Source organism: Paenibacillus sp. IHBB 3054 (assembly GCF_051594305.1).
In the GTDB taxonomy this organism is placed as follows: domain Bacteria; phylum Bacillota; class Bacilli; order Paenibacillales; family Paenibacillaceae; genus Paenibacillus_AQ.
Map to the genome: position 1 here is coordinate 38,182 of NZ_JBOFBG010000040.1, position 18,825 is coordinate 57,006.

Consider the following 18,825-nt stretch of genomic DNA (forward strand, 5'->3'; position numbering starts at 1 on the left):
GAGTGAATGGAATGCACAGTATGCAATTCCCATTCTTGTGTTTCTCAGGTGCCCGTATTCAAGAATCTATCAGATGAAGAATTGATAATGGTAGAAGCGATAGTAGAATCGAGCCATTATGCTAAAGGAAGTCTCGTGTTCAGAGAGGGAGAAGAGTCAGATTCGCTTTTTGTAGTGAAGAGTGGCCTCATTAAGCTCACGCAGAGCAATAAAGAAGGTAAGCAGCATATTCTCCGATTCCTGTTCCCCGGCGACTATTTTGGACAGTTTGCTTTGCTGCACCACAAACAAAATTATGTAACAGCCGAAGTTGTAGAGAGTGGAAGTGTATGCCGGATGCACCGCAAACAATTTGTACCTTTATTGGAGAACAACGCGGCGCTTGCGTTCAGCTTTTTAATGTCGATGAGCGAACAGTTGCATCAAGCCGAAGAGCTGGCTGGTGCAATGCATATATATGATGTGGAAAAACGCCTCGCCCGGTTGCTGCTTTATCTGCATAACAGAAATCAATCGGACGATTCCTCACGTGTACAAGGTAGCAGCATTGATTTGCCAGCTGCCAAGAAAGAGTTCGCCGCTATGATAGGAGCCACCGCCGAAACACTTAGCCGCAAGCTGAATTATCTGGAAAGTATGGGGATTATCACGGTCCGCAAAAGAACGGTAGACATTTTAGATCTAAAAGCACTGAATCAAATGGCAGAAATGAAAGAATAGAATCTAGAAACGACAATATACGACAAAATAACGGTCCGAATAACTTATTTTTCAACATTATTCAACAAAATATTACTTAAAATTCTTTACAATTATTCTATCCATAGAGTAAAATATTTCTATATCAGCAATGTTATTTTCAGGAAATTCAGGGAGAGTGGAAGTATGGGGAAATGTCCTTTTTCTTTTATGCATGGTTTAACATCACGTAACACAAGCGAGGAATCTCCCGAAGTTCGCTCAATGGACAGCAAGAATCTTATACCCACTGCCACACAGTCCTTTCATACCCTTGACGGGCATGAGGAACTCAATGAACAGATGCGAATGATTGACTTGACTGAGGAAGATCTTACGCTTCTGCGTCTATTGAAACCGGTTGTGGAAAGAGATATCGACATCATAACCGACCAGTTTTACAAGACGGTGCTTGGAGTCGGTAAACTGGAAGCGATTATTCTTGAACACAGCAGTATTGAACGGTTAAAAAAGACTTTAAAGCAGCATATTATTGAAATCTTCGATGGAAACGTTGATGAACATTACATTGCCAAACGCCTCAGCATTGCGAAGATACATAAGAGGGTCGGACTGGAGCCAAAATGGTATTTGTCGGCTTTTCAAAACCTGCAAAATGTATTTATTACAGCTGTATATAATCAATCCCTGAAAGAAAACGAGACCTTAAAAGTGGTTCAGACCATAACCAAACTGCTGAATTTGGAGCAACAGCTGGTACTGGAAGCGTATGAAAAGGAAAACACCAGAGAGAAGGAAGAGCAGTACTTAATTGTAAAAAATGAACTGAAGCAAAAAATCGCAGAATTCAGCGGTGAGCTAATAGATCTCAGTATGGATACTAACGCTGCTGTAGAGCAGCTGGTGGCAAGCAGTAACGAAGTGAGTAGTACGTTCCAACGAACTGCAAGTTCGGCTAAGGCGTCTCAGGGGATGGCTAGGGACGGGCATGAGCACTTAGACAGCCTTACCGGTCAAATCCATCTGATTTATGAAAGCACCACTGAAATGGAACGGTCGGTGAATGAACTAAGCAGCTCATCTCAGCAGATCCAGAATATTGTTGCAGCTGTTCAGGAAATTGCTGATCAGACCAAAATTCTTTCACTCAATGCTACTATAGAAACTGCGAGGGCCGGAGAGCATGGTAGAGGCTTCAGCGTAGTTGCGCAGGAGGTCAACCGGCTAGCCGAGGATACCAAGAATACAGTTGTACGCATCGGCGAGCTAACCGATCTATCAGGGAGGCTGACCTCTCAGGTTGTTGAAGAGATCCGCAAGGTACAGGAACTGACTAAGAGCGGTAAACATCAATCGGTTGAGACCAGCCGGCTGTTTAGTGAAATCGTGGATTCCATGCAGACCAGCACCCAGGAAATTGTGACCGTAGAACAAGAGATAAGAGTGTTGATTCAAACTATCGAAGGAATCGGCTCTACAACGGCACAATCTGCCGCCTCAGCGGAGTATTTCCGTTCAGCTACAGAGGGTCTTTAATTAGGAACGACTACATATGTGCCATATATATAGAATGAAAACAACTTGTGAAAAAAATCATGAGTTGTTTTGTATTTTCGCTTGCAAAGTGTCCGCCTATTATATATAATAATAAATGTTGTTCTGAGACGTTGCGATGATGTGAGAGGTTACTGACACACCCGGCCCCTTTGCCATGAGGTCGACGTCAGAAAATTTTCACGGAGTATGTCCGATAATAAATTGGGCGATAGAAGGAGGGACTAAAATGGCAAAGCAAAAAATTCGTATCCGCTTGAAAGCATACGACCACAGAATTCTTGATCAATCCGCAGAGAAAATCGTTGAAACAGCAAAACGTTCGGGTGCTGGTGTATCCGGGCCGATCCCGCTGCCAACTGAGAAGCAAATCATTACTATTCTCCGTGCGGTACACAAGTACAAGGATTCCCGTGAACAGTTTGAACAACGGACTCACAAACGTTTGATCGATATTGTGAACCCAACACCACAAACTGTGGATGCCTTGATGCGCTTGGATCTACCGTCCGGTGTAGATATCGAAATCAAATTGTAATACTATCTATTAAAGCAACTAGGAAAAGAAAAGAGGTGTCAACATTGAAAGGTATCTTAGGAAAAAAACTCGGTATGACTCAAGTGTTTACTCCAGAAGGTAACGTAATCGCGGTTACGGTTATCGAAGCTGGTCCTTGTGTGGTACTGCAAAAGAAAGACCTGAATATCGACGGATATGAAGCAGTGCAGTTGGGCTTTTCCGACAAGAAGGAAAGTCGCTCCAACAAGCCTGAACAGGGTCACGCCAAAAAGGCAAATGCAACACCTAAGCGCTACGTTCGCGAAATTCGCGGTGTTGACCTCGGGGCACTCGAGGTTGGACAAGAGCTGAAGGCTGATATCTTCGCTGAAGGCGAATTTGTTGACGTAACAGGTACATCTAAGGGTAAAGGTTTCCAAGGTGTTATCAAACGCTGGGGACAAAGCCGCGGACCAATGGCACACGGATCGCGTTACCACAGAAGACCAGGTTCCATGGGTTCCATCCAAGCTAACCGTGTTCCAAAGGGCAAACGCCTGCCAGGACATATGGGTCACACGACCGTAACGGTTCAAAAGCTTGAAATCATCAGAGTAGACGTTGAACGTAACGTATTGCTGGTTAAAGGCGCTATTCCAGGTCCTAAAAACAGCTTTGTGAAAGTTAAACAAACCGTTAAGAAATAATTACTGAAGAAAGGAGGAACATGAAATGCCAAAAGTAACACTTTTTAATATTAGTGGTAACGAAGTTGGCGAAGTTGAATTGAGCGATACAGTGTTCGGTATTGAACCGAATGTGCATGTTCTGCACGAAGCTGCGCTTATGCAAAGAGCTTCCCTTCGTCGTGGTACACATAAAGTAAAAGGACGTTCTGAAGTGCGTGGCGGCGGACGTAAGCCTTGGAAACAAAAAGGTACAGGTCGTGCTCGTCAAGGCTCCATTCGTTCTCCACAATGGAAAGGCGGCGGCGTAGTCTTCGGACCGACACCACGCAGTTATTCCTGGAAACTGCCTAAGAAAGTTCGCCGTTTGGCCATCAAATCCGCGTTGTCCTCGAAAGTGCTCGGGAATGACATCATCGTATTGGATAGCTTGACAATGAATGCTCCGAAGACGAAAGAATTCGCAGCGATTCTGAACAATCTTAAAGTAGGCAGCAAAGCCCTGATCGTAGCTCCTAGCTATGATGACAATGTGGCACTTTCCGCTCGTAACATCCCTGGGGTGAAATTCGTAGCGGCTGACGGCATCAATGTTCTTGACGTACTGACGTACGACAAACTGATCATCACTAAAGAAGCAGTTCTGAAGGTAGAGGAGGTGTTCGCGTAATGAAAGATCCTCGTGATATTATCAAACGTCCGGTGATTACGGAACGCACATCCGAATACATGAGCGAATTGAAATACGCTTTTGAAGTGGATATCCGTGCTAACAAGACCGAAATCAAAAAAGCTGTCGAGGCTATTTTCAAAGTTAAAGTAGTTAGTGTGAACACAATGCGTGTACCTGGCAAACTGAAGCGTTATGGTAAATACTCCGGTTATACTCCAGAGTGGAAAAAAGCCATCGTTAAGCTCAGCCCGGACAGCAAGCCGCTCGAATTCTTTGAAGCGGTTGAATAATACTTTGTAAAGTAAGGAGGGAATACAGTGCCAATCAAAAAGTACAAACCGACATCTCCGGCCAGACGTAACATGTCCGTGTCTACGTTTGAAGAAATCACAACAAATGAGCCAGAGAAATCTTTGCTTGCGCCGCTGTTCAAACATGCGGGCCGTAACAACCAAGGTAAAATTACAGTTCGTCACCATGGCGGCGGACACAAACGTAAATACCGTATCATCGACTTCAAACGTACAAAAGACGGCATACCAGGTAGCGTTGCTACGATCGAGTATGACCCGAACCGTACATCCAATATTGCTTTGATCCACTATGCCGATGGAGAGAAACGTTACATCCTCGCTCCTCAAGGCCTTAAAGTTGGGGATAAGATTGAGTCCGGCCCTGCAGCCGATATCAAAATTGGTAACAGCCTTCCGCTGGCGAACATTCCAGTTGGTACAGTTATCCACAACATTGAACTTAAACCAGGCAAAGGCGGCCAGTTGGTACGCGCTGCCGGTACAGAAGCTCAATTGCTGGGTAAAGAAGAAAAATACGTTTCTGTTCGTTTGACTTCCGGTGAAGTTCGCAGAATCCTCAGCGTATGCCGTGCAACGATCGGATCCGTAGGTAACGGTGATCATGAACTGATCAAGATTGGTAAAGCCGGACGCAGTCGCTGGCTGGGCAAACGTCCTGAAGTACGCGGTGTTGTAATGAACCCTAACGATCACCCACACGGTGGTGGTGAAGGCCGCGCTCCAATCGGACGGAAATCGCCTATGTCACCTTGGGGTAAACCAACCCTCGGCTACAAAACGCGTAAGAAAAACAAAGCATCTGATAAATATATCGTTCGCCGCCGCACGAAATAAGACGCTTCTGGCAAGTTAGCTTAACGCGAAGCGTCGATTCGCGGTTTGAAGAACCGGATGAAGGGAGGATTCACACATGGGTCGCAGTTTAAAGAAGGGGCCGTTCATCGATGGCTACCTGCTGAAAAAAGTTGAGGAATTGAACGAGGCAGATAAGAAGGTCGTTGTTAAAACCTGGTCCCGTCGCTCTACCATTTTCCCTCAGTTTATCGGACATACGTTTGGTGTATATGACGGTCGTAAACACGTGCCAGTATACGTAACGGAAGATATGGTAGGTCACAAGTTGGGCGAGTTCGCGCCAACACGTACTTACAAAGGCCACGCGGGTGACGATAAGAAAACAAGAAGATAATTAAGGTCTTCGTTTGAGAGGAGGGAAAACAATGGAAGCAAAAGCACATGCAAGATCGGTGCGGATTTCCGCTCGCAAAGCGAAACTGGTTGTTGACTTGATTCGCGGCAAGCAAGTGGGGGAAGCAATTGCAATTCTTCGCCACACTCCAAAATCCGCTTCTCCAGTAGTTGAGAAGTTGCTTAACTCGGCGATCGCCAATGCTGAGCATAACTACTCTATGGACGTGAACAGTTTGTTTGTTAGCGAAGTTTTCGTTAACCAGGGTCCTACGATGAAGCGTTTCCGTCCACGCGCCATGGGCCGTGCAAGTCGGATCAATAAACGTACCAGCCACATTACTTTGGTGGTATCTGAGAAATAAGGAGGGATAACACGTGGGTCAAAAGGTAAATCCAGTCGGTCTCCGAGTCGGAATTATTCGCGATTGGGAATCTAAATGGTATGCAGGCAAAGATTTCGGTACTCTTTTAATGGAAGACGTCAAAATCCGGGAATACCTTAAAGGTAAGTTGAAGGATTCCGCTGTTTCCCGCATCGAGATCGAAAGAGCGGCAAGCCGCGTGAACGTTACAATTCACACTGCTAAACCAGGTATGGTAATTGGTAAAGGCGGAGCAGAAGTAGAAGTACTTCGCAGCGCAGTTACAACTATCGCTGGTGGCAAAAAGGTTCACATCAACATCAACGAAATTAAGCACCCTGAACTGGATGCAATTCTTGTTGCTGAAAGCATTGCACAACAATTGGAACGTCGTGTATCGTTCCGTCGTGCTCTGAAACAAGCGATTCAAAGAACTATGCGTTCCGGTGCAAAGGGAATTAAAACTCAAGTTGGCGGACGTCTTGGCGGCGCTGAGATTGCCCGTTCAGAAGGTTATAGCGAAGGAACAGTTCCACTTCATACGCTTCGTGCCGATATCGATTACGGAACGGCTGAAGCACATACTACTTACGGCCGTATCGGTGTAAAAGTATGGATCTACCGTGGAGAAGTTCTTCCCCCAGCTAAGAAACAAGCTGCTCAGGAAGGAGGCAACTAATCATGTTGGTACCAAAACGCGTTAAACACCGCAAGCAACAACGCGGTCACATGAAGGGTATGGCAAAAGGCGGTACCGAATTGAACTTCGGCGAATTCGGCTTGCAAGCTTTGGAGCCGTCTTGGATCACTAACCGTCAGATCGAAGCTGCCCGTATCGCAATGACACGTTACATCAAACGTGGCGGTCAAGTTTGGATCAAGATTTTCCCAGATAAGCCTATTACTCAAAAACCTCTTGAGGTTCGTATGGGTAGTGGTAAAGGTAACGTTGAGAAATGGGTAGCCGTAGTTAAACCGGGCAAGATTATGTTCGAACTCGGAGGCGTGTCGGAAGAAATCGCTCGTGAAGCGATGCGTCTTGCCGCTCACAAGCTGCCTATCAAGACTAAGTTTGTGAAACGTGAAGAATTGGGTGGTGAAGCAAATGAAAGCTAATGAACTTCGCAACTTAACCACTGCCGAGATTGAACAAAAGATCGCTGGATTCAAAGAAGAACTTTTCAATCTCCGTTTTCAATTGGCAACTGGCCAATTGGATAACCCGACTCGGATTCGTGATGTGCGTAAGGAAATAGCTCGTGCTAAAACCGTTATCCATCAAAGAGTACTCGGGATCAGCTAAGTGAGGGCGGATTAATGATCCGTAATCAGGAAGGAGGCTAACTATGAGCGAAGAACGTAATGCACGCAAAGTGCTGATCGGTAAAGTAGTCAGCGACAAAATGGATAAAACCATCGTAATTGCTGTTGAAACCTATAAGAAACACAATTTGTATCACAAACGCATCAAGTCTACGAATAAATTCAAAGCACATGATGAGGAAAACGTTGCTAAAATCGGTGATACTGTAAAAATCATGGAAACTCGTCCTTTGTCTAAAGACAAACGTTGGAGACTTGTTGAAGTGGTTGAAAAAGCGGTTATCATCTAAGATAGTGAGCAGAGCCTTTCCGGAAGGAGGAAATTAATAATGATTCAACCATTTACACGTTTGCATGTGGCTGATAACTCTGGTGCGAAGGAACTGATGTGTATCCGCGTACTGGGTGGTACTGGACGCCGTACAGCAGCAATCGGTGATCTGATCGTTTGTTCCGTTAAACAAGCAACACCAGGCGGCGTTGTCAAAAAGGGTGATGTTGTTAAAGCGGTGGTTGTTCGTACTAAACGTTCTGTGCGCCGTAAAGACGGTTCTTACATCGCATTCGACGAAAATGCAGCTGTTGTTGTTAAAGACGACAGAAGCCCACGCGGAACACGTATCTTCGGACCAGTTGCTCGCGAACTTCGCGATAAAGACTACATGAAGATCGTTTCCTTGGCACCGGAAGTAATCTAATAAAGTTACCCATAAAGTAACGTGAAGTTCTGAGAAGGTTAGTCATAGGAGGTGTAATAAATGCCTAGAGTGAAAAAAGTTCTGGAATCCCATAACAATAAACTGCATGTGAAGAAAGATGATGTGGTACTTGTGATCAGCGGGAAAGACAAAGGTAAAAAAGGCCGTGTCATCGCTGCTTATCCTCGTGAAAACCGCGTCCTGGTAGAAGGCGTGAACATGGTGAAAAAACACCAGAAGCCTAACCAGTTGAATCCGCAAGGCGGAATCATCGAACAAGAAGCTTCGATTCATGTGTCCAACGTAATGCACATTGATCCGAAGAGCGGTAAAGTTACTCGTATCGGTTACAAAGTACTCGATAACGGTAAGAAGGTTCGGGTAGCAAAGAGATCCGGAGAGATTATCGACTAATACAGTTCTAAAGAAAGGAGGTAAATCTTCATGGCAGCAAGAATGAAAGAACGTTATTTGAATGAAATAACACCTGCTCTGATGCAGAAGTTTAACTATACAACTGTTATGCAAGTACCTAAGATCGAGAAGGTTGTCATCAACATGGGTGTGGGTGACGCTGTTCAGAACTCCAAAGTACTTGATGCTGCAGTTAATGACTTGCAACTGATCGCTGGTCAAAAGCCAGTAATCACTAAAGCTAAAAAATCCATCGCCGGTTTCAAACTGCGCGAAAATATGCCGATTGGGGTTAAAGTAACACTGCGCGGCGAGCGTATGTATTACTTCCTGGACAAATTGTTCAACGTAACGCTTCCACGCGTACGTGACTTCCGCGGTGTTCCCACTAAAGCCTTTGACGGCCGTGGTAACTACACGCTTGGTCTTAAAGAACAACTGATCTTCCCAGAAATCGAGTATGACAAAGTGGATAAGGTCCGCGGTATGGACATCGTTATCGTAACGACTGCAAAGACGGATGAGGAATCCCGTGAGCTGCTGAATCAGCTGGGAATGCCTTTCGCTAAGTAAGAATCATCCATTTCTCCGAAACTGTTTAGGAGGTGTCAGGCTAAAGTGGCAAAAACTTCGATGAAAGTTAAACAACAACGCGAGCCTAAGTTCAAAGTACGTGCATATACACGTTGTGAGCGTTGCGGTCGTCCACATTCGGTACTGCAAAAGTTCAAAATTTGCAGAATTTGTTTCCGTGAGTTAGCTTATAAAGGCCAGATCCCTGGCGTGAAAAAAGCAAGTTGGTAAGAAGTTTATAAACGGGAAGGAGGTTTACACACATGACTATGTCTGATCCTATTGCAGATATGCTTACTCGTATTCGTAACGCCAACACTGTGCGTCACGAGACAGTAGAAATGCCTGCTTCTACTATGAAAAAACAAATCGCGGACATCTTGAAGCGTGAAGGTTTCATCCGTGATGCGGAATTCGTTGAAGATAGCAAACAAGGGATTATCCGTATCTTCTTGAAATACGGCCCTAACCAAGAGCGTGTTATCTCTGGTCTGAAAAGAATCAGTAAACCAGGCCTTCGCGTTTACACGAAGAGCAATGAAGTGCCTCGTGTACTCGGCGGCCTAGGAATCGCGATTATCTCCACATCTAAGGGAGTTATGACCGACAAAGAAGCTCGTCAATCAAAATCGGGCGGAGAAGTTGTCTGCTACATTTGGTAATAAACGTCACAAGATAAGGAGGTGCAACACATGTCTCGTATTGGTCGCAAACCAATCGCAGTACCTAGCGGTGTAGATGTCACTTTGGACAACGCCGTTATTACAGTAAAAGGTCCTAAGGGCACTTTGACTCGTGAGCTTCATAAAGACATGAAGGTTACAGTTGAAAATAACGAAATCACCGTTGTTCGCCCGTCGGACAACAAATTGCATCGTTCACTTCACGGCACAACCCGCTCCGTTGTCAACAACATGGTGAGCGGTGTGACTGAAGGTTTCTCGAAATCTCTGGAGCTGGTTGGGGTCGGATATCGTGCAAGCAAATCCGGAGATAAAATCGTTCTGAACGTTGGTTACTCCCACCCGGTTGAAATTACACCGGAAGCGGGCATCGAGTTCGAAGTTCCTGCGAACACGAAGATCATCGTTAAAGGTATCGATAAAGAACGCGTTGGCGCTTATGCTGCCAAAATCCGTTCCGTACGTGAACCAGAACCGTATAAAGGTAAAGGTATCAAATATGAAGGCGAGCGTATCATCCGCAAGGAAGGTAAAGCCGGTAAGAAGAAATAATCGGCTTACTCTTCATTGTAAGATACCCCGTGCATCTTAAAGTGAAGCTGTTTACGGCAAACTGAAGGGAGTGAAAGGGAAGTCATGATTACAAAAGAGGATAAAAACAAGGCTCGTCTCAAAAGACACCTGCGTGTTCGTAAAAAAATCCAGGGAACTACTGAGCGTCCACGTTTGAACGTGTTTCGTTCTTCGAAACACATCTACGCTCAATTGATTGATGACGTGACAGGCGCTACAATCGTATCTGCCTCGACACTTGATAAAGATCTGAGCGCTACAATCGGCAATGGTGGCAGCGTTGAAGCTGCAAGCAAAGTAGGTCAATTGATCGCTGAGCGTGCTAAAGCTAAAGGTTATGCAGTGGTTGTATTTGACCGCGGTGGATACTTGTACCATGGACGAATTCAGGCTTTGGCTGATGCAGCTCGCGAAGCTGGTCTTGAATTCTAGAATATTTCTTAAAAGGAGGTTAACGACTTGCGTGTAGATCCGAACAGTTTAGAGCTGACAGAAAGAGTTGTACACATTAACCGTGTAGCAAAAGTTGTAAAAGGCGGACGCCGTTTCAGCTTTAGTGCACTTGTTGTTGTGGGCGATGGCAACGGCTACGTTGGTGCTGGTATCGGTAAAGCCGGCGAAGTTCCGGATGCCATCCGTAAAGGCATTGAAGACGCCAAGAAAAACCTGATTCACATTCCAATCGTAGGAACTTCGATTCCCCATCTGGTTACTGGACATTTCGGCGCAGGACGCGTGCTGCTGAAACCAGCATCGGAAGGTACTGGCGTTATTGCCGGCGGTCCAGTTCGTGCGGTATTGGAATTGGCAGGCGTTGGCGACATCTTGACAAAATCTTTGGGTTCTTCGAATTCCATGAACATGGTCAATGCAACTTTAGAGGGTCTTTCCCGTCTGAAACGCATTGAAGAGGTCGCGAAACTTCGCGGCAAATCTGTCGAAGAATTGCGCGGTTAAGGAGGGGAACGTCAATGGCAAAATTGCAAATTACCCTCGTACGCAGCGTAATTGGACGTCCAGAAACACAACGTGTTACTGTTAAGACGCTCGGCCTGCGTAAGACTAACTCGTCCGTGGTTCACAATGACACTGCTGCAATTCGCGGAATGATCAACAAAGTGAGCCACTTGCTGTCCGTTACAGAAATCGAAGGCTAAACGCCTCGCATAAATTAACAAACATAAGGAGGTGCAAACGATGAAGTTACATGAACTTGCTCCAGCTCCGGGTTCCCGCAAAGAACGCAATCGCGTTGGTCGCGGACCTAGTAGCGGTAACGGAAAAACTTCCGGTCGCGGTCATAAGGGTCAAAACTCCCGTTCCGGCGGTGGTGTTCGTCCCGGCTTCGAGGGTGGACAAAACCCACTCTATCGTCGTCTGCCTAAACGTGGTTTCGTCAATCCTACCCGTAAAGAGTATGCGATTGTGAACCTGGAAGATCTGAATAGCTTTGCTGAAGGAACTGAAGTGACTCCACAGTTGCTGATTGAAACTGGTGTTGTCAAGAATTCCAAAAGCGGCATTAAGATTCTCGGTAACGGCGAACTAGCCGTTAAATTGACTGTACAAGCAAATAAGTTCTCTCAATCTGCGGTAGAGAAAATCGAGGCTGCCGGCGGTAAAACCGAGGTGATCTAATGTTCAAGACGCTTAAGAATATATGGCATATTGAAGATTTGCGCAAAAAGATCCTGTTTACCCTGTTCGTTCTGATCATCTACCGACTCGGTTCGTTTGTACCGGTTCCTGGTGTGAACAAAGAAGTACTGGAAACAACAAATCAAAGCGGCGACGCTTTGATGGGTCTTCTGAACACCTTCTCGGGCGGAGCGCTCAAAAACTTCTCGATTTTTGCGATTAGTATTTACCCGTACATTACCGCATCGATCATCGTGCAATTGCTGTCGATGGATGTTATTCCTAAGTTTGCCGAATGGGCAAAACAAGGGGAGCACGGGAAAAAGCAACTGGCGCAAGTCACCCGTTACGGCACAGTAGTGCTCGGTCTGATTCAAGCGTTTGCGACTTCAATCGGATTCAACCGGATCTACAGCACTGAGATGATCCCGAATGCAACCTTTGCGGATTATCTGCTTATCGCGATCATTCTGACTGCGGGTACATCGTTCCTGATGTGGCTGGGTGAGCAGATCACGGAAAAGGGAATAGGAAACGGGATTTCGATCCTGATTTTTGCGGGAATCGTCGCTGCCATACCGGGACATATCACGGCTACGGCTCAGTCCAGCTTTATACAGCCGGATCAGATGTTCCTGAATATTCTTAAAGTCGTTATCGTGTTGATCTTGGTTGCGGCGATTATTGTTGGAGTAATCTTCGTACAGCAAGGGATTCGTAAGATTCCTGTGCAATATGCCAAACGCGTAGTCGGCAACAAGATGTATGGTGGACAGAATACGCATATTCCGCTGAAGATTAACGCAGCAGGCGTTATTCCTGTCATTTTCGCTGTTTCTCTACTGCAATTCCCGGTTGTACTCTCCAGCTTCTGGTCAACACATGAGTGGGCGAAATGGGTTGCTGGCAACCTGAAGTTTAATGAGCCTCTCGGTATGGTTCTGTATGTGCTGATGATTATTGGATTTACGTTCTTCTATACGTTTGTTCAGATGAATCCACAGCAGATGGCCGATAACATGAAGAAGAATGGCGGTTATATCCCGGGTATCCGTCCTGGTAAAGCAACGGAGAAATATCTCACCAAGGTAATGTCCCGCCTGACTATGTCCGGCGCGCTGTTCTTGGCGTTTATATCCGTACTTCCTGTATTCTTCGGGAAGCTCTCCGGTCTACCTGATTCGGTTCAGATTGGTGGTACATCCATCCTGATCGTAATTGGTGTAGCATTGGATACCATGAAGCAGATCGAGAGCCAATTGATCAAACGCCATTACAAAGGCTTCATCAATAAATAGTGGATAGGTTCCGGCGAAGCATGTGATTTACAGACTTCCCGGCACCTATTGTGCTGTTTCTTGCTTGGTGGCGAACTTTTGGGGGGAGAGAGAAATCGTGAACATTCTATTCATGGGCCCTCCTGGGGCAGGCAAGGGGACACAAGCAGCAGTTATCGTTAAAGAGCTTGGCATTCCGCATATTTCGACAGGTGACGCCTTCCGCTTGGCAATCAAGCAGGGTACTCCGGTTGGACTGAAGGCCAAATCTTACACCGAGCAAGGCTTGCTTGTACCTGATGATGTGACTATTGGGATCGTTGAAGAACGGCTTCAGCAGTCCGATTGCGAAAAAGGTTTCTTATTGGATGGCTTTCCAAGAACCCTTTCGCAAGCGGAAGCGCTGGAAGATATCTTAAGCCGCCTCAATATTTCATTGGATCATGTAATCAACTTGAATGTAGACCGTGGACTGCTGATGGCGCGTCTTACGGGACGTAGAATCTGCAGAGTTTGCGGAGCATCCTACCATTTAATTTTCAACCCGCCGAAGCAAGAAGGCATTTGCGACATTGATGGCGGTGAGTTGTATCAACGTCCGGATGACAACGAAGAGAGCGTAGGCAAGCGTCTGGATGAGTATGATAACAAGACAGCACCGCTGCTTGCGTTTTATGAGAATAAAGGTCTTTTGCGTCAGGTAAACGGAGAAAACGAAATCAATGTCGTTACTTCCGAAATCGTATCTTTGTTGCGAGGTTAATGTAATGATCATTTGTAAATCCGAGCAGGAACTTGCCTTTATGAGGGAAGCTGGTCGAATTGTTGCCGAGAGTCACCGGTTGATCGCTGAGGCTATCCAGCCTGGCATCACAACCGGAGAGCTCGACAGAATCGCCGATCAATACATTCGCAGTCAAGGTGCTGTGCCGTCTTTCAAAGGTTACAACGGTTTTCCTGCCAGCATTTGCGCTTCAGTCAACGAACAATTGGTGCATGGATTTCCGGGTAAACGCAAATTGATGGAAGGCGATATAATAACGCTTGATATCGGTGCAGAGTACCGCGGTTATCACGGTGATTCCGCTTGGACCTACGGAGTGGGCAGCATTTCCGAAGAAGCTCAGCGCTTGCTGGACGTCACGGAAGGCTCCTTGTACGCAGGACTGGCGTTAGTCAAACCGGATGTGCGCTTGTTTACAATCTCCCATGCGATCCAGCAAACTATTGAAGACGCCGGATTCTCCGTCGTACGAGAGTATGTGGGTCACGGCATCGGGGCAAAACTGCATGAAGAACCGCAAATTCCGAACTATGGCATAGCGGACCGCGGACCACGTCTGAAACCGGGTATGGTACTCGCGATTGAGCCGATGGTGAACGTAGGGGACAGATATGTCAGAACGCTGGAAGATAACTGGACGGTCGTTACGGTAGACGGTTCATTGTGCGCTCACTTCGAGCATACAGTAGCAGTTACACCGGACGGCATGGAAATTTTCACAAAACTGAATGCGTAGGTGATCTTGATGAATACTCAGAGCAGCCCGCAGATTGGTCAATTGGTGAGAATTCTCAAAGGCAAAGATGCCGGAGAGGCTGCCGTGGTTATCGCAGTTGTTGATAGCAGATTTGTATATATTGCCGATGGGGACAAACGGAAGTTTGATGGGCCGAAGAAGAAGAACATTCAACATCTGGAGCTCATACCCTTTATCAGCAGTGAGGTTGTGAACAGTTTGGAAGAAACCGGCCGGGTTACCAACGGAAAGCTGCGTTTTGCAGTGATGAAGTATGGCGGACCTGCTGGAATAAGTGCAGATGAGAAAGGAGACTAACTGTGGCTAAAGAAGATGTCATTGAAGTCGAAGGTACGGTCATTGAGCCGTTGCCGAATGCAACGTTTAAGGTAGAGCTTGAGAATGGTCATCAAATACTTGCCCATGTGTCCGGGAAATTGCGGATGCACTTTATCCGTATCCTAACCGGAGACAAAGTGGTCGTGCAGTTATCGCCTTACGATTTATCTAAAGGTCGTATAACTTACCGTAAATAGGTGGGAACTACAACAAAAGTTTTGCTTCGCAAAACTTTGAGGAGGTAATTAACATGAAGGTAAGACCTTCTGTGAAGCCCATGTGCGAGAAATGCAAAGTCATCCGCCGCAAAGGGACTGTTATGGTAATTTGCGAAAATCCGAAACACAAACAAAAACAAGGTTAAGAAGGGGGTGTAGCGTAAAATGGCTCGTATAGCTGGAGTGGATTTGCCACGTGATAAACGCGTTGAGATCGCCTTGACTTATATTTTCGGAATCGGTAAAACGACTTCCCAGAAAATTCTTAATGAAACAGGCATTGACGTTAACACACGTGTCCGTGATTTGACGGAAGATGAAGTCAGCAAACTGCGTGAAATGATCGACAAATCGGTTAAGGTTGAAGGTGACCTGCGTCGTGAAATTTCCTTGAATATTAAGCGTCTTACTGAGATCGGCTGTTACCGCGGTGTTCGCCACCGTCGTGGATTGCCTGTTCGCGGTCAACGCACTAAAACGAATGCCCGTACCCGGAAGGGCCCGCGTCGTACGGTAGCAAACAAAAAGAAATAATAAGGGGGGATAAGAGACAATGGCTAAACCGAAAAAAGTCGTACGTACCAAACGTCGCGACCGGAAGAATATCGAGAGCGGCGTGGCACATATTCGTTCCACGTTCAACAACACTATCGTTACGATCACGGATCCTCACGGAAATGCAATTTCCTGGGCTAGCTCCGGCGGTCAAGGATTCAAAGGTTCCCGTAAATCGACTCCATTTGCAGCGCAAATGGCAGCCGAAAGTGCTGCTAAAGCAGCGATGGAACACGGCATGAAGTCCGTTGAAGTTATGGTTAAAGGACCGGGCGCGGGCCGCGAAGCAGCCATCCGTTCCCTTCAAGCCGCAGGGCTTGAAGTAAACCTCATTAAAGACGTAACTCCGGTTCCTCACAATGGATGCCGTCCGCCGAAACGTCGTCGCGTATAGTGAAATCAGAATTGTGATTGTGGTATAATTCTGACGCATCTGCTAATAATAGGTGTTTAGGCATACTACATGATGCACCTGATGGGGTGACAGTTTCATATAGGAGCGACGTTTGAAGGAGGGGTACACTCGTGATAGAAATCGAAAAGCCGAAGATTGAGACCGTAGAAGCCAATGATGATGGAACCTATGGGAAATTCGTAGTTGAACCGCTGGAACGTGGATATGGCACGACTCTGGGGAACTCGCTTCGCCGGATTCTGCTTTCCTCCCTTCCGGGAGCCGCAGTAACATCGGTCCAAATTGACGGCGTTTTGCATGAGTTCTCGACCGTTCCTGGCGTAATGGAAGATGTGACGGAAATCATTCTGAACCTTAAAGCTCTTTCTCTGAAGATCCATTCAGATGAAGAGAAAGTGTTCGAGATTGATGCTGAGGGTGAAGGCATCGTTACCGCAGGTGATATCCGTGCGGATAGCGATGTTGAGATCCTCAATCCGGATCTTCATATTGCAACGCTGGGACCTGGCGCGAGACTTCACATGCGTATTTTTGCAGGCCGTGGTCGCGGCTATGTCCAAGCAGACCGGAACAAACGCGACGACCAGCCAATCGGTGTTATTCCGGTTGACTCCATCTACACTCCTATTTCCCGCGTGAATTACGGCATTGATAACACTCGTGTCGGTCAAGTGACGAACTATGACAAGTTGACGCTGGAAATTTGGACAGATGGCAGTATCAGACCGGAAGAGGCTGTAAGCCTCGGAGCCAAAATTTTGAACGAGCACCTCGTATTGTTCGTAGGACTTACGGATGAAGCGAAAGATGCCGAAATTATGGTTGAAAAAGAAGAAGACAAAAAAGAAAAAGTGCTTGAGATGACAATCGAAGAACTTGATCTTTCTGTCCGTTCCTACAACTGCCTCAAACGTGCCGGTATTAATACCGTACAAGAGCTGACTACGAAAACTGAAGAAGATATGATGAAGGTTCGTAACTTGGGCCGCAAATCTTTGGAAGAAGTTCAAGAGAAGCTCGAGGAACTTGGTTTGGGTCTCCGCACAGAAGAATAGTTAACAGATTGCTTGAGTACTTGAGTGAAGGAGGGAAAACAAATGGCATACCAAAAATTGGGCCGTGATTCCAGTGCGCGTAAAGCGTTGTTCCGCGACATGGTAACGGATCTGTTCCTTTACGAGCGCATCCAGACAACGGAAGCCAAAGCGAAGGAAGTTCGTTCCATCGCTGAGAAACTGATCACTAAAGCGAAAAAGGGCGATCTTCATGCTCGTCGTCAAGTAGCTGCTTTTGTTCGTCGTGAAACTGTTGACGGTGAACAAGATGCAATCCAAAAACTGTTCTCTGATATTGCTCCTCGTTACACAGAGCGTCCAGGCGGATACACTCGTATCCTGAAGCTGGGACCTCGCCGTGGCGATGCTGCGCCTATGGTTTATCTTGAACTGGTAGACCGCGCGTAGTAACGCAAGTAATGATTTCCGGAATTATCCCTTTCCCCCATGATCCTAGGATCATGGGTAGGAAAGTATTAATCGTTATTGTGCTGCAGGGGCGCTAAGGCCCTGCCATACAACTAACCGCGGGAATCACCTTGTATAGAGTAGAAGGAGCTCCCGCCGGGGCTCTTTTTTTTTGAAAACCAAGTATGGACTGACAGGAGAACGGAATGCGCAATCTATTGATGAAAGTCAATTATGACGGGACCCATTATGATGGCTTTCAGACCCAGCCTCAGGGCAATACGATTCAGGACCGGCTGGAACAGGCCATACTCCATCTGACGGGCGAGGCGCTCAAGATAACCGCCTCTGGACGGACAGACGCGGGTGTGCATGCTTATGGACAGCCGTTTAACTTCACGACCTCCTCTCAAATCCCGCTTGAACGCTGGTGTCTGGCCCTGAATGCCCGGTTGCCGCAAGATATCGTGGTTACCGAGGCGAGGGAGGTTCCGCTATCGTTCCACTCTCGTAGAGGAGCAAAGCGCAAAACCTATCGGTACACGATCAATGGCAACCGGTTTCCGGATCCGTTTCAGCGGCGCTGGCAGCATCACCACCCGGTGAAGCTCGATATACCGGCTATGCAGAAAGGTCTTACACATTTACTGGGTACCCATGACTTCACCTCGTTCGCATCACGGAAGTCCACGAAGACTTCCCATGTCCGGACGATCTTTGAGGCTCATATGGAGATTGACCGCAGTATGTGTCGACCTGACTCTGTAGACCAGGGTGTCATTCACACTTATATTACGGGCAGCGGATTTCTGCAGCATATGGTTCGCATTATTATGGGAACGCTGATTCATGTGGGTGAGGGCAAATACCATGCGGATAAGGTTGCGGATATTCTAGCCGCATGCGATCGGGCGGCGGCAGGACCAACGGCCGTATCCAAGGGCTTGGCGCTGTGGAGTGTTGAATATGACGAGGATGGAATTTAGGCGAGAGCGTTCTATACTTTTTTAAGAAAAATTATAGTCAAAAAGCTTAAAAATCACTTGCACTTGTCATGTTTATGCTGTAATATAAAAGTTGTGTTTTCTTGATGGCTATCCCACAGCCCCGATCAAGAAGATGCCGACAAATAAGCTTTTTTTAACTCACATAATCGTA

34 protein-coding genes are annotated in these 18,825 nt (G+C 46.6%); all 34 read left to right on the forward strand.

What is annotated here, in order from left to right:
* Positions 1-87 precede the first annotated feature (87 nt).
* The 34 genes from ACQ76X_RS29125 to truA all read left to right on the forward strand — a co-directional run bounded on the left by ACQ76X_RS29125 (position 88) and on the right by truA (position 18,653).
* Positions 88-720, forward strand: coding sequence for a Crp/Fnr family transcriptional regulator (locus ACQ76X_RS29125; protein WP_438497292.1), 633 nt, complete (start codon positions 88-90; stop codon positions 718-720).
* 243 nt (positions 721-963) lie between these two features.
* Positions 964-2,235 (forward strand): protoglobin domain-containing protein, encoded by a 1,272-nt coding sequence (locus ACQ76X_RS29130; RefSeq protein ID WP_438497293.1) that lies wholly within the window; start codon positions 964-966, stop codon positions 2,233-2,235.
* Between the two features lie 247 nt (positions 2,236-2,482).
* Positions 2,483-2,791, forward strand: a complete 309-nt coding sequence (rpsJ, locus tag ACQ76X_RS29135) for a 30S ribosomal protein S10 (protein ID WP_017692074.1) — start codon at positions 2,483-2,485, stop codon at positions 2,789-2,791.
* Between the two features lie 44 nt (positions 2,792-2,835).
* On the forward strand, positions 2,836-3,459 hold the full coding sequence (rplC, locus tag ACQ76X_RS29140) for a 50S ribosomal protein L3 (RefSeq protein ID WP_076112955.1): 624 nt from the start codon (positions 2,836-2,838) through the stop codon (positions 3,457-3,459).
* A 25-nt stretch (positions 3,460-3,484) separates the two neighbouring features.
* On the forward strand, positions 3,485-4,108 hold the full coding sequence (gene rplD, locus ACQ76X_RS29145; protein ID WP_038597074.1) for a 50S ribosomal protein L4: 624 nt from the start codon (positions 3,485-3,487) through the stop codon (positions 4,106-4,108).
* Entirely contained in the window at positions 4,108-4,401 is a 294-nt protein-coding gene (gene rplW, locus ACQ76X_RS29150) for a 50S ribosomal protein L23 (protein ID WP_019908225.1), read from the forward strand. Before rplD ends, rplW begins: the two co-directional genes overlap by 1 nt.
* 27 nt (positions 4,402-4,428) lie before the next feature.
* Positions 4,429-5,259: a 50S ribosomal protein L2 gene (gene rplB / locus ACQ76X_RS29155; protein WP_038597071.1), complete on the forward strand. Its 831-nt coding sequence runs from the start codon at positions 4,429-4,431 to the stop codon at positions 5,257-5,259.
* Positions 5,260-5,335: 76 nt separating this feature from the next.
* The gene (rpsS, locus tag ACQ76X_RS29160; protein ID WP_038597069.1) at positions 5,336-5,614 is read left to right on the forward strand and encodes a 30S ribosomal protein S19; all 279 of its coding nucleotides are present in this window, start codon (positions 5,336-5,338) and stop codon (positions 5,612-5,614) included.
* Positions 5,615-5,645: 31 nt separating this feature from the next.
* Positions 5,646-5,978 carry a 50S ribosomal protein L22 gene (gene rplV / locus ACQ76X_RS29165; protein ID WP_019908228.1) on the forward strand — a complete coding sequence of 111 codons (333 nt, stop codon included), beginning with the start codon at positions 5,646-5,648 and terminating at the stop codon, positions 5,976-5,978.
* Positions 5,979-5,991: 13 nt separating this feature from the next.
* Positions 5,992-6,657, forward strand: coding sequence for a 30S ribosomal protein S3 (rpsC, locus tag ACQ76X_RS29170; RefSeq protein WP_038597067.1), 666 nt, complete (start codon positions 5,992-5,994; stop codon positions 6,655-6,657).
* 2 nt (positions 6,658-6,659) lie between these two features.
* Positions 6,660-7,094, forward strand: a complete 435-nt coding sequence (gene rplP, locus ACQ76X_RS29175) for a 50S ribosomal protein L16 (RefSeq protein WP_036652954.1) — start codon at positions 6,660-6,662, stop codon at positions 7,092-7,094.
* Entirely contained in the window at positions 7,084-7,281 is a 198-nt protein-coding gene (rpmC, locus tag ACQ76X_RS29180) for a 50S ribosomal protein L29 (RefSeq protein WP_019908232.1), read from the forward strand. Before rplP ends, rpmC begins: the two co-directional genes overlap by 11 nt.
* Before the next feature lie 43 nt (positions 7,282-7,324).
* Entirely contained in the window at positions 7,325-7,591 is a 267-nt protein-coding gene (gene rpsQ, locus ACQ76X_RS29185; protein ID WP_038597064.1) for a 30S ribosomal protein S17, read from the forward strand.
* A gap of 39 nt (positions 7,592-7,630) precedes the next feature.
* Positions 7,631-7,999, forward strand: a complete 369-nt coding sequence (gene rplN / locus ACQ76X_RS29190; protein WP_019908234.1) for a 50S ribosomal protein L14 — start codon at positions 7,631-7,633, stop codon at positions 7,997-7,999.
* A gap of 60 nt (positions 8,000-8,059) precedes the next feature.
* A complete protein-coding gene (gene rplX / locus ACQ76X_RS29195; RefSeq protein WP_019908235.1) occupies positions 8,060-8,413 on the forward strand; it encodes a 50S ribosomal protein L24 in 354 nt (117 codons plus the stop codon).
* A gap of 30 nt (positions 8,414-8,443) precedes the next feature.
* A complete protein-coding gene (rplE, locus tag ACQ76X_RS29200) occupies positions 8,444-8,986 on the forward strand; it encodes a 50S ribosomal protein L5 (RefSeq protein WP_076112954.1) in 543 nt (180 codons plus the stop codon).
* Between the two features lie 45 nt (positions 8,987-9,031).
* Positions 9,032-9,217 (forward strand): type Z 30S ribosomal protein S14, encoded by a 186-nt coding sequence (locus tag ACQ76X_RS29205; protein ID WP_036589425.1) that lies wholly within the window; start codon positions 9,032-9,034, stop codon positions 9,215-9,217.
* A gap of 32 nt (positions 9,218-9,249) precedes the next feature.
* Positions 9,250-9,648 (forward strand): 30S ribosomal protein S8, encoded by a 399-nt coding sequence (rpsH, locus tag ACQ76X_RS29210; RefSeq protein WP_019908239.1) that lies wholly within the window; start codon positions 9,250-9,252, stop codon positions 9,646-9,648.
* 30 nt (positions 9,649-9,678) lie between these two features.
* Entirely contained in the window at positions 9,679-10,221 is a 543-nt protein-coding gene (gene rplF / locus ACQ76X_RS29215) for a 50S ribosomal protein L6 (RefSeq protein ID WP_038597058.1), read from the forward strand.
* Between the two features lie 84 nt (positions 10,222-10,305).
* Positions 10,306-10,674, forward strand: a complete 369-nt coding sequence (gene rplR, locus ACQ76X_RS29220) for a 50S ribosomal protein L18 (RefSeq protein WP_076112953.1) — start codon at positions 10,306-10,308, stop codon at positions 10,672-10,674.
* A gap of 27 nt (positions 10,675-10,701) precedes the next feature.
* A complete protein-coding gene (gene rpsE, locus ACQ76X_RS29225) occupies positions 10,702-11,199 on the forward strand; it encodes a 30S ribosomal protein S5 (protein ID WP_036652980.1) in 498 nt (165 codons plus the stop codon).
* 14 nt (positions 11,200-11,213) lie between these two features.
* On the forward strand, positions 11,214-11,399 hold the full coding sequence (gene rpmD / locus ACQ76X_RS29230) for a 50S ribosomal protein L30 (protein WP_438497294.1): 186 nt from the start codon (positions 11,214-11,216) through the stop codon (positions 11,397-11,399).
* A gap of 40 nt (positions 11,400-11,439) precedes the next feature.
* Positions 11,440-11,880 carry a 50S ribosomal protein L15 gene (rplO, locus tag ACQ76X_RS29235; RefSeq protein ID WP_076112952.1) on the forward strand — a complete coding sequence of 147 codons (441 nt, stop codon included), beginning with the start codon at positions 11,440-11,442 and terminating at the stop codon, positions 11,878-11,880.
* Positions 11,880-13,178 (forward strand): preprotein translocase subunit SecY, encoded by a 1,299-nt coding sequence (gene secY / locus ACQ76X_RS29240; protein WP_038597052.1) that lies wholly within the window; start codon positions 11,880-11,882, stop codon positions 13,176-13,178. The genes rplO and secY overlap by 1 nt, the downstream gene beginning before the upstream one ends.
* Positions 13,179-13,275: 97 nt before the next feature.
* Positions 13,276-13,920 carry an adenylate kinase gene (locus ACQ76X_RS29245; protein WP_038597049.1) on the forward strand — a complete coding sequence of 215 codons (645 nt, stop codon included), beginning with the start codon at positions 13,276-13,278 and terminating at the stop codon, positions 13,918-13,920.
* Between the two features lie 4 nt (positions 13,921-13,924).
* Positions 13,925-14,677 (forward strand): type I methionyl aminopeptidase, encoded by a 753-nt coding sequence (gene map / locus ACQ76X_RS29250; protein ID WP_076112951.1) that lies wholly within the window; start codon positions 13,925-13,927, stop codon positions 14,675-14,677.
* A 9-nt stretch (positions 14,678-14,686) separates the two neighbouring features.
* Complete coding sequence (locus ACQ76X_RS29255; RefSeq protein WP_038597045.1) at positions 14,687-14,995, forward strand: KOW domain-containing RNA-binding protein; 309 nt, start codon at positions 14,687-14,689, stop codon at positions 14,993-14,995.
* Between the two features lie 2 nt (positions 14,996-14,997).
* The gene (infA, locus tag ACQ76X_RS29260; protein WP_018753971.1) at positions 14,998-15,213 is read left to right on the forward strand and encodes a translation initiation factor IF-1; all 216 of its coding nucleotides are present in this window, start codon (positions 14,998-15,000) and stop codon (positions 15,211-15,213) included.
* A 53-nt stretch (positions 15,214-15,266) separates the two neighbouring features.
* Positions 15,267-15,380 carry a 50S ribosomal protein L36 gene (rpmJ, locus tag ACQ76X_RS29265; protein ID WP_026688601.1) on the forward strand — a complete coding sequence of 38 codons (114 nt, stop codon included), beginning with the start codon at positions 15,267-15,269 and terminating at the stop codon, positions 15,378-15,380.
* Between the two features lie 19 nt (positions 15,381-15,399).
* Positions 15,400-15,768, forward strand: coding sequence for a 30S ribosomal protein S13 (gene rpsM, locus ACQ76X_RS29270; protein WP_020427053.1), 369 nt, complete (start codon positions 15,400-15,402; stop codon positions 15,766-15,768).
* Positions 15,769-15,787: 19 nt separating this feature from the next.
* Complete coding sequence (gene rpsK / locus ACQ76X_RS29275) at positions 15,788-16,183, forward strand: 30S ribosomal protein S11 (protein WP_019908251.1); 396 nt, start codon at positions 15,788-15,790, stop codon at positions 16,181-16,183.
* Positions 16,184-16,314: 131 nt separating this feature from the next.
* Positions 16,315-17,259, forward strand: a complete 945-nt coding sequence (locus ACQ76X_RS29280) for a DNA-directed RNA polymerase subunit alpha (RefSeq protein ID WP_036692422.1) — start codon at positions 16,315-16,317, stop codon at positions 17,257-17,259.
* A 42-nt stretch (positions 17,260-17,301) separates the two neighbouring features.
* Positions 17,302-17,667 (forward strand): 50S ribosomal protein L17, encoded by a 366-nt coding sequence (gene rplQ, locus ACQ76X_RS29285; RefSeq protein ID WP_019908254.1) that lies wholly within the window; start codon positions 17,302-17,304, stop codon positions 17,665-17,667.
* A 206-nt stretch (positions 17,668-17,873) separates the two neighbouring features.
* Positions 17,874-18,653 (forward strand): tRNA pseudouridine(38-40) synthase TruA, encoded by a 780-nt coding sequence (gene truA, locus ACQ76X_RS29290; RefSeq protein ID WP_438497297.1) that lies wholly within the window; start codon positions 17,874-17,876, stop codon positions 18,651-18,653.
* The last annotated feature ends 172 nt before the right edge of the window (positions 18,654-18,825 follow it).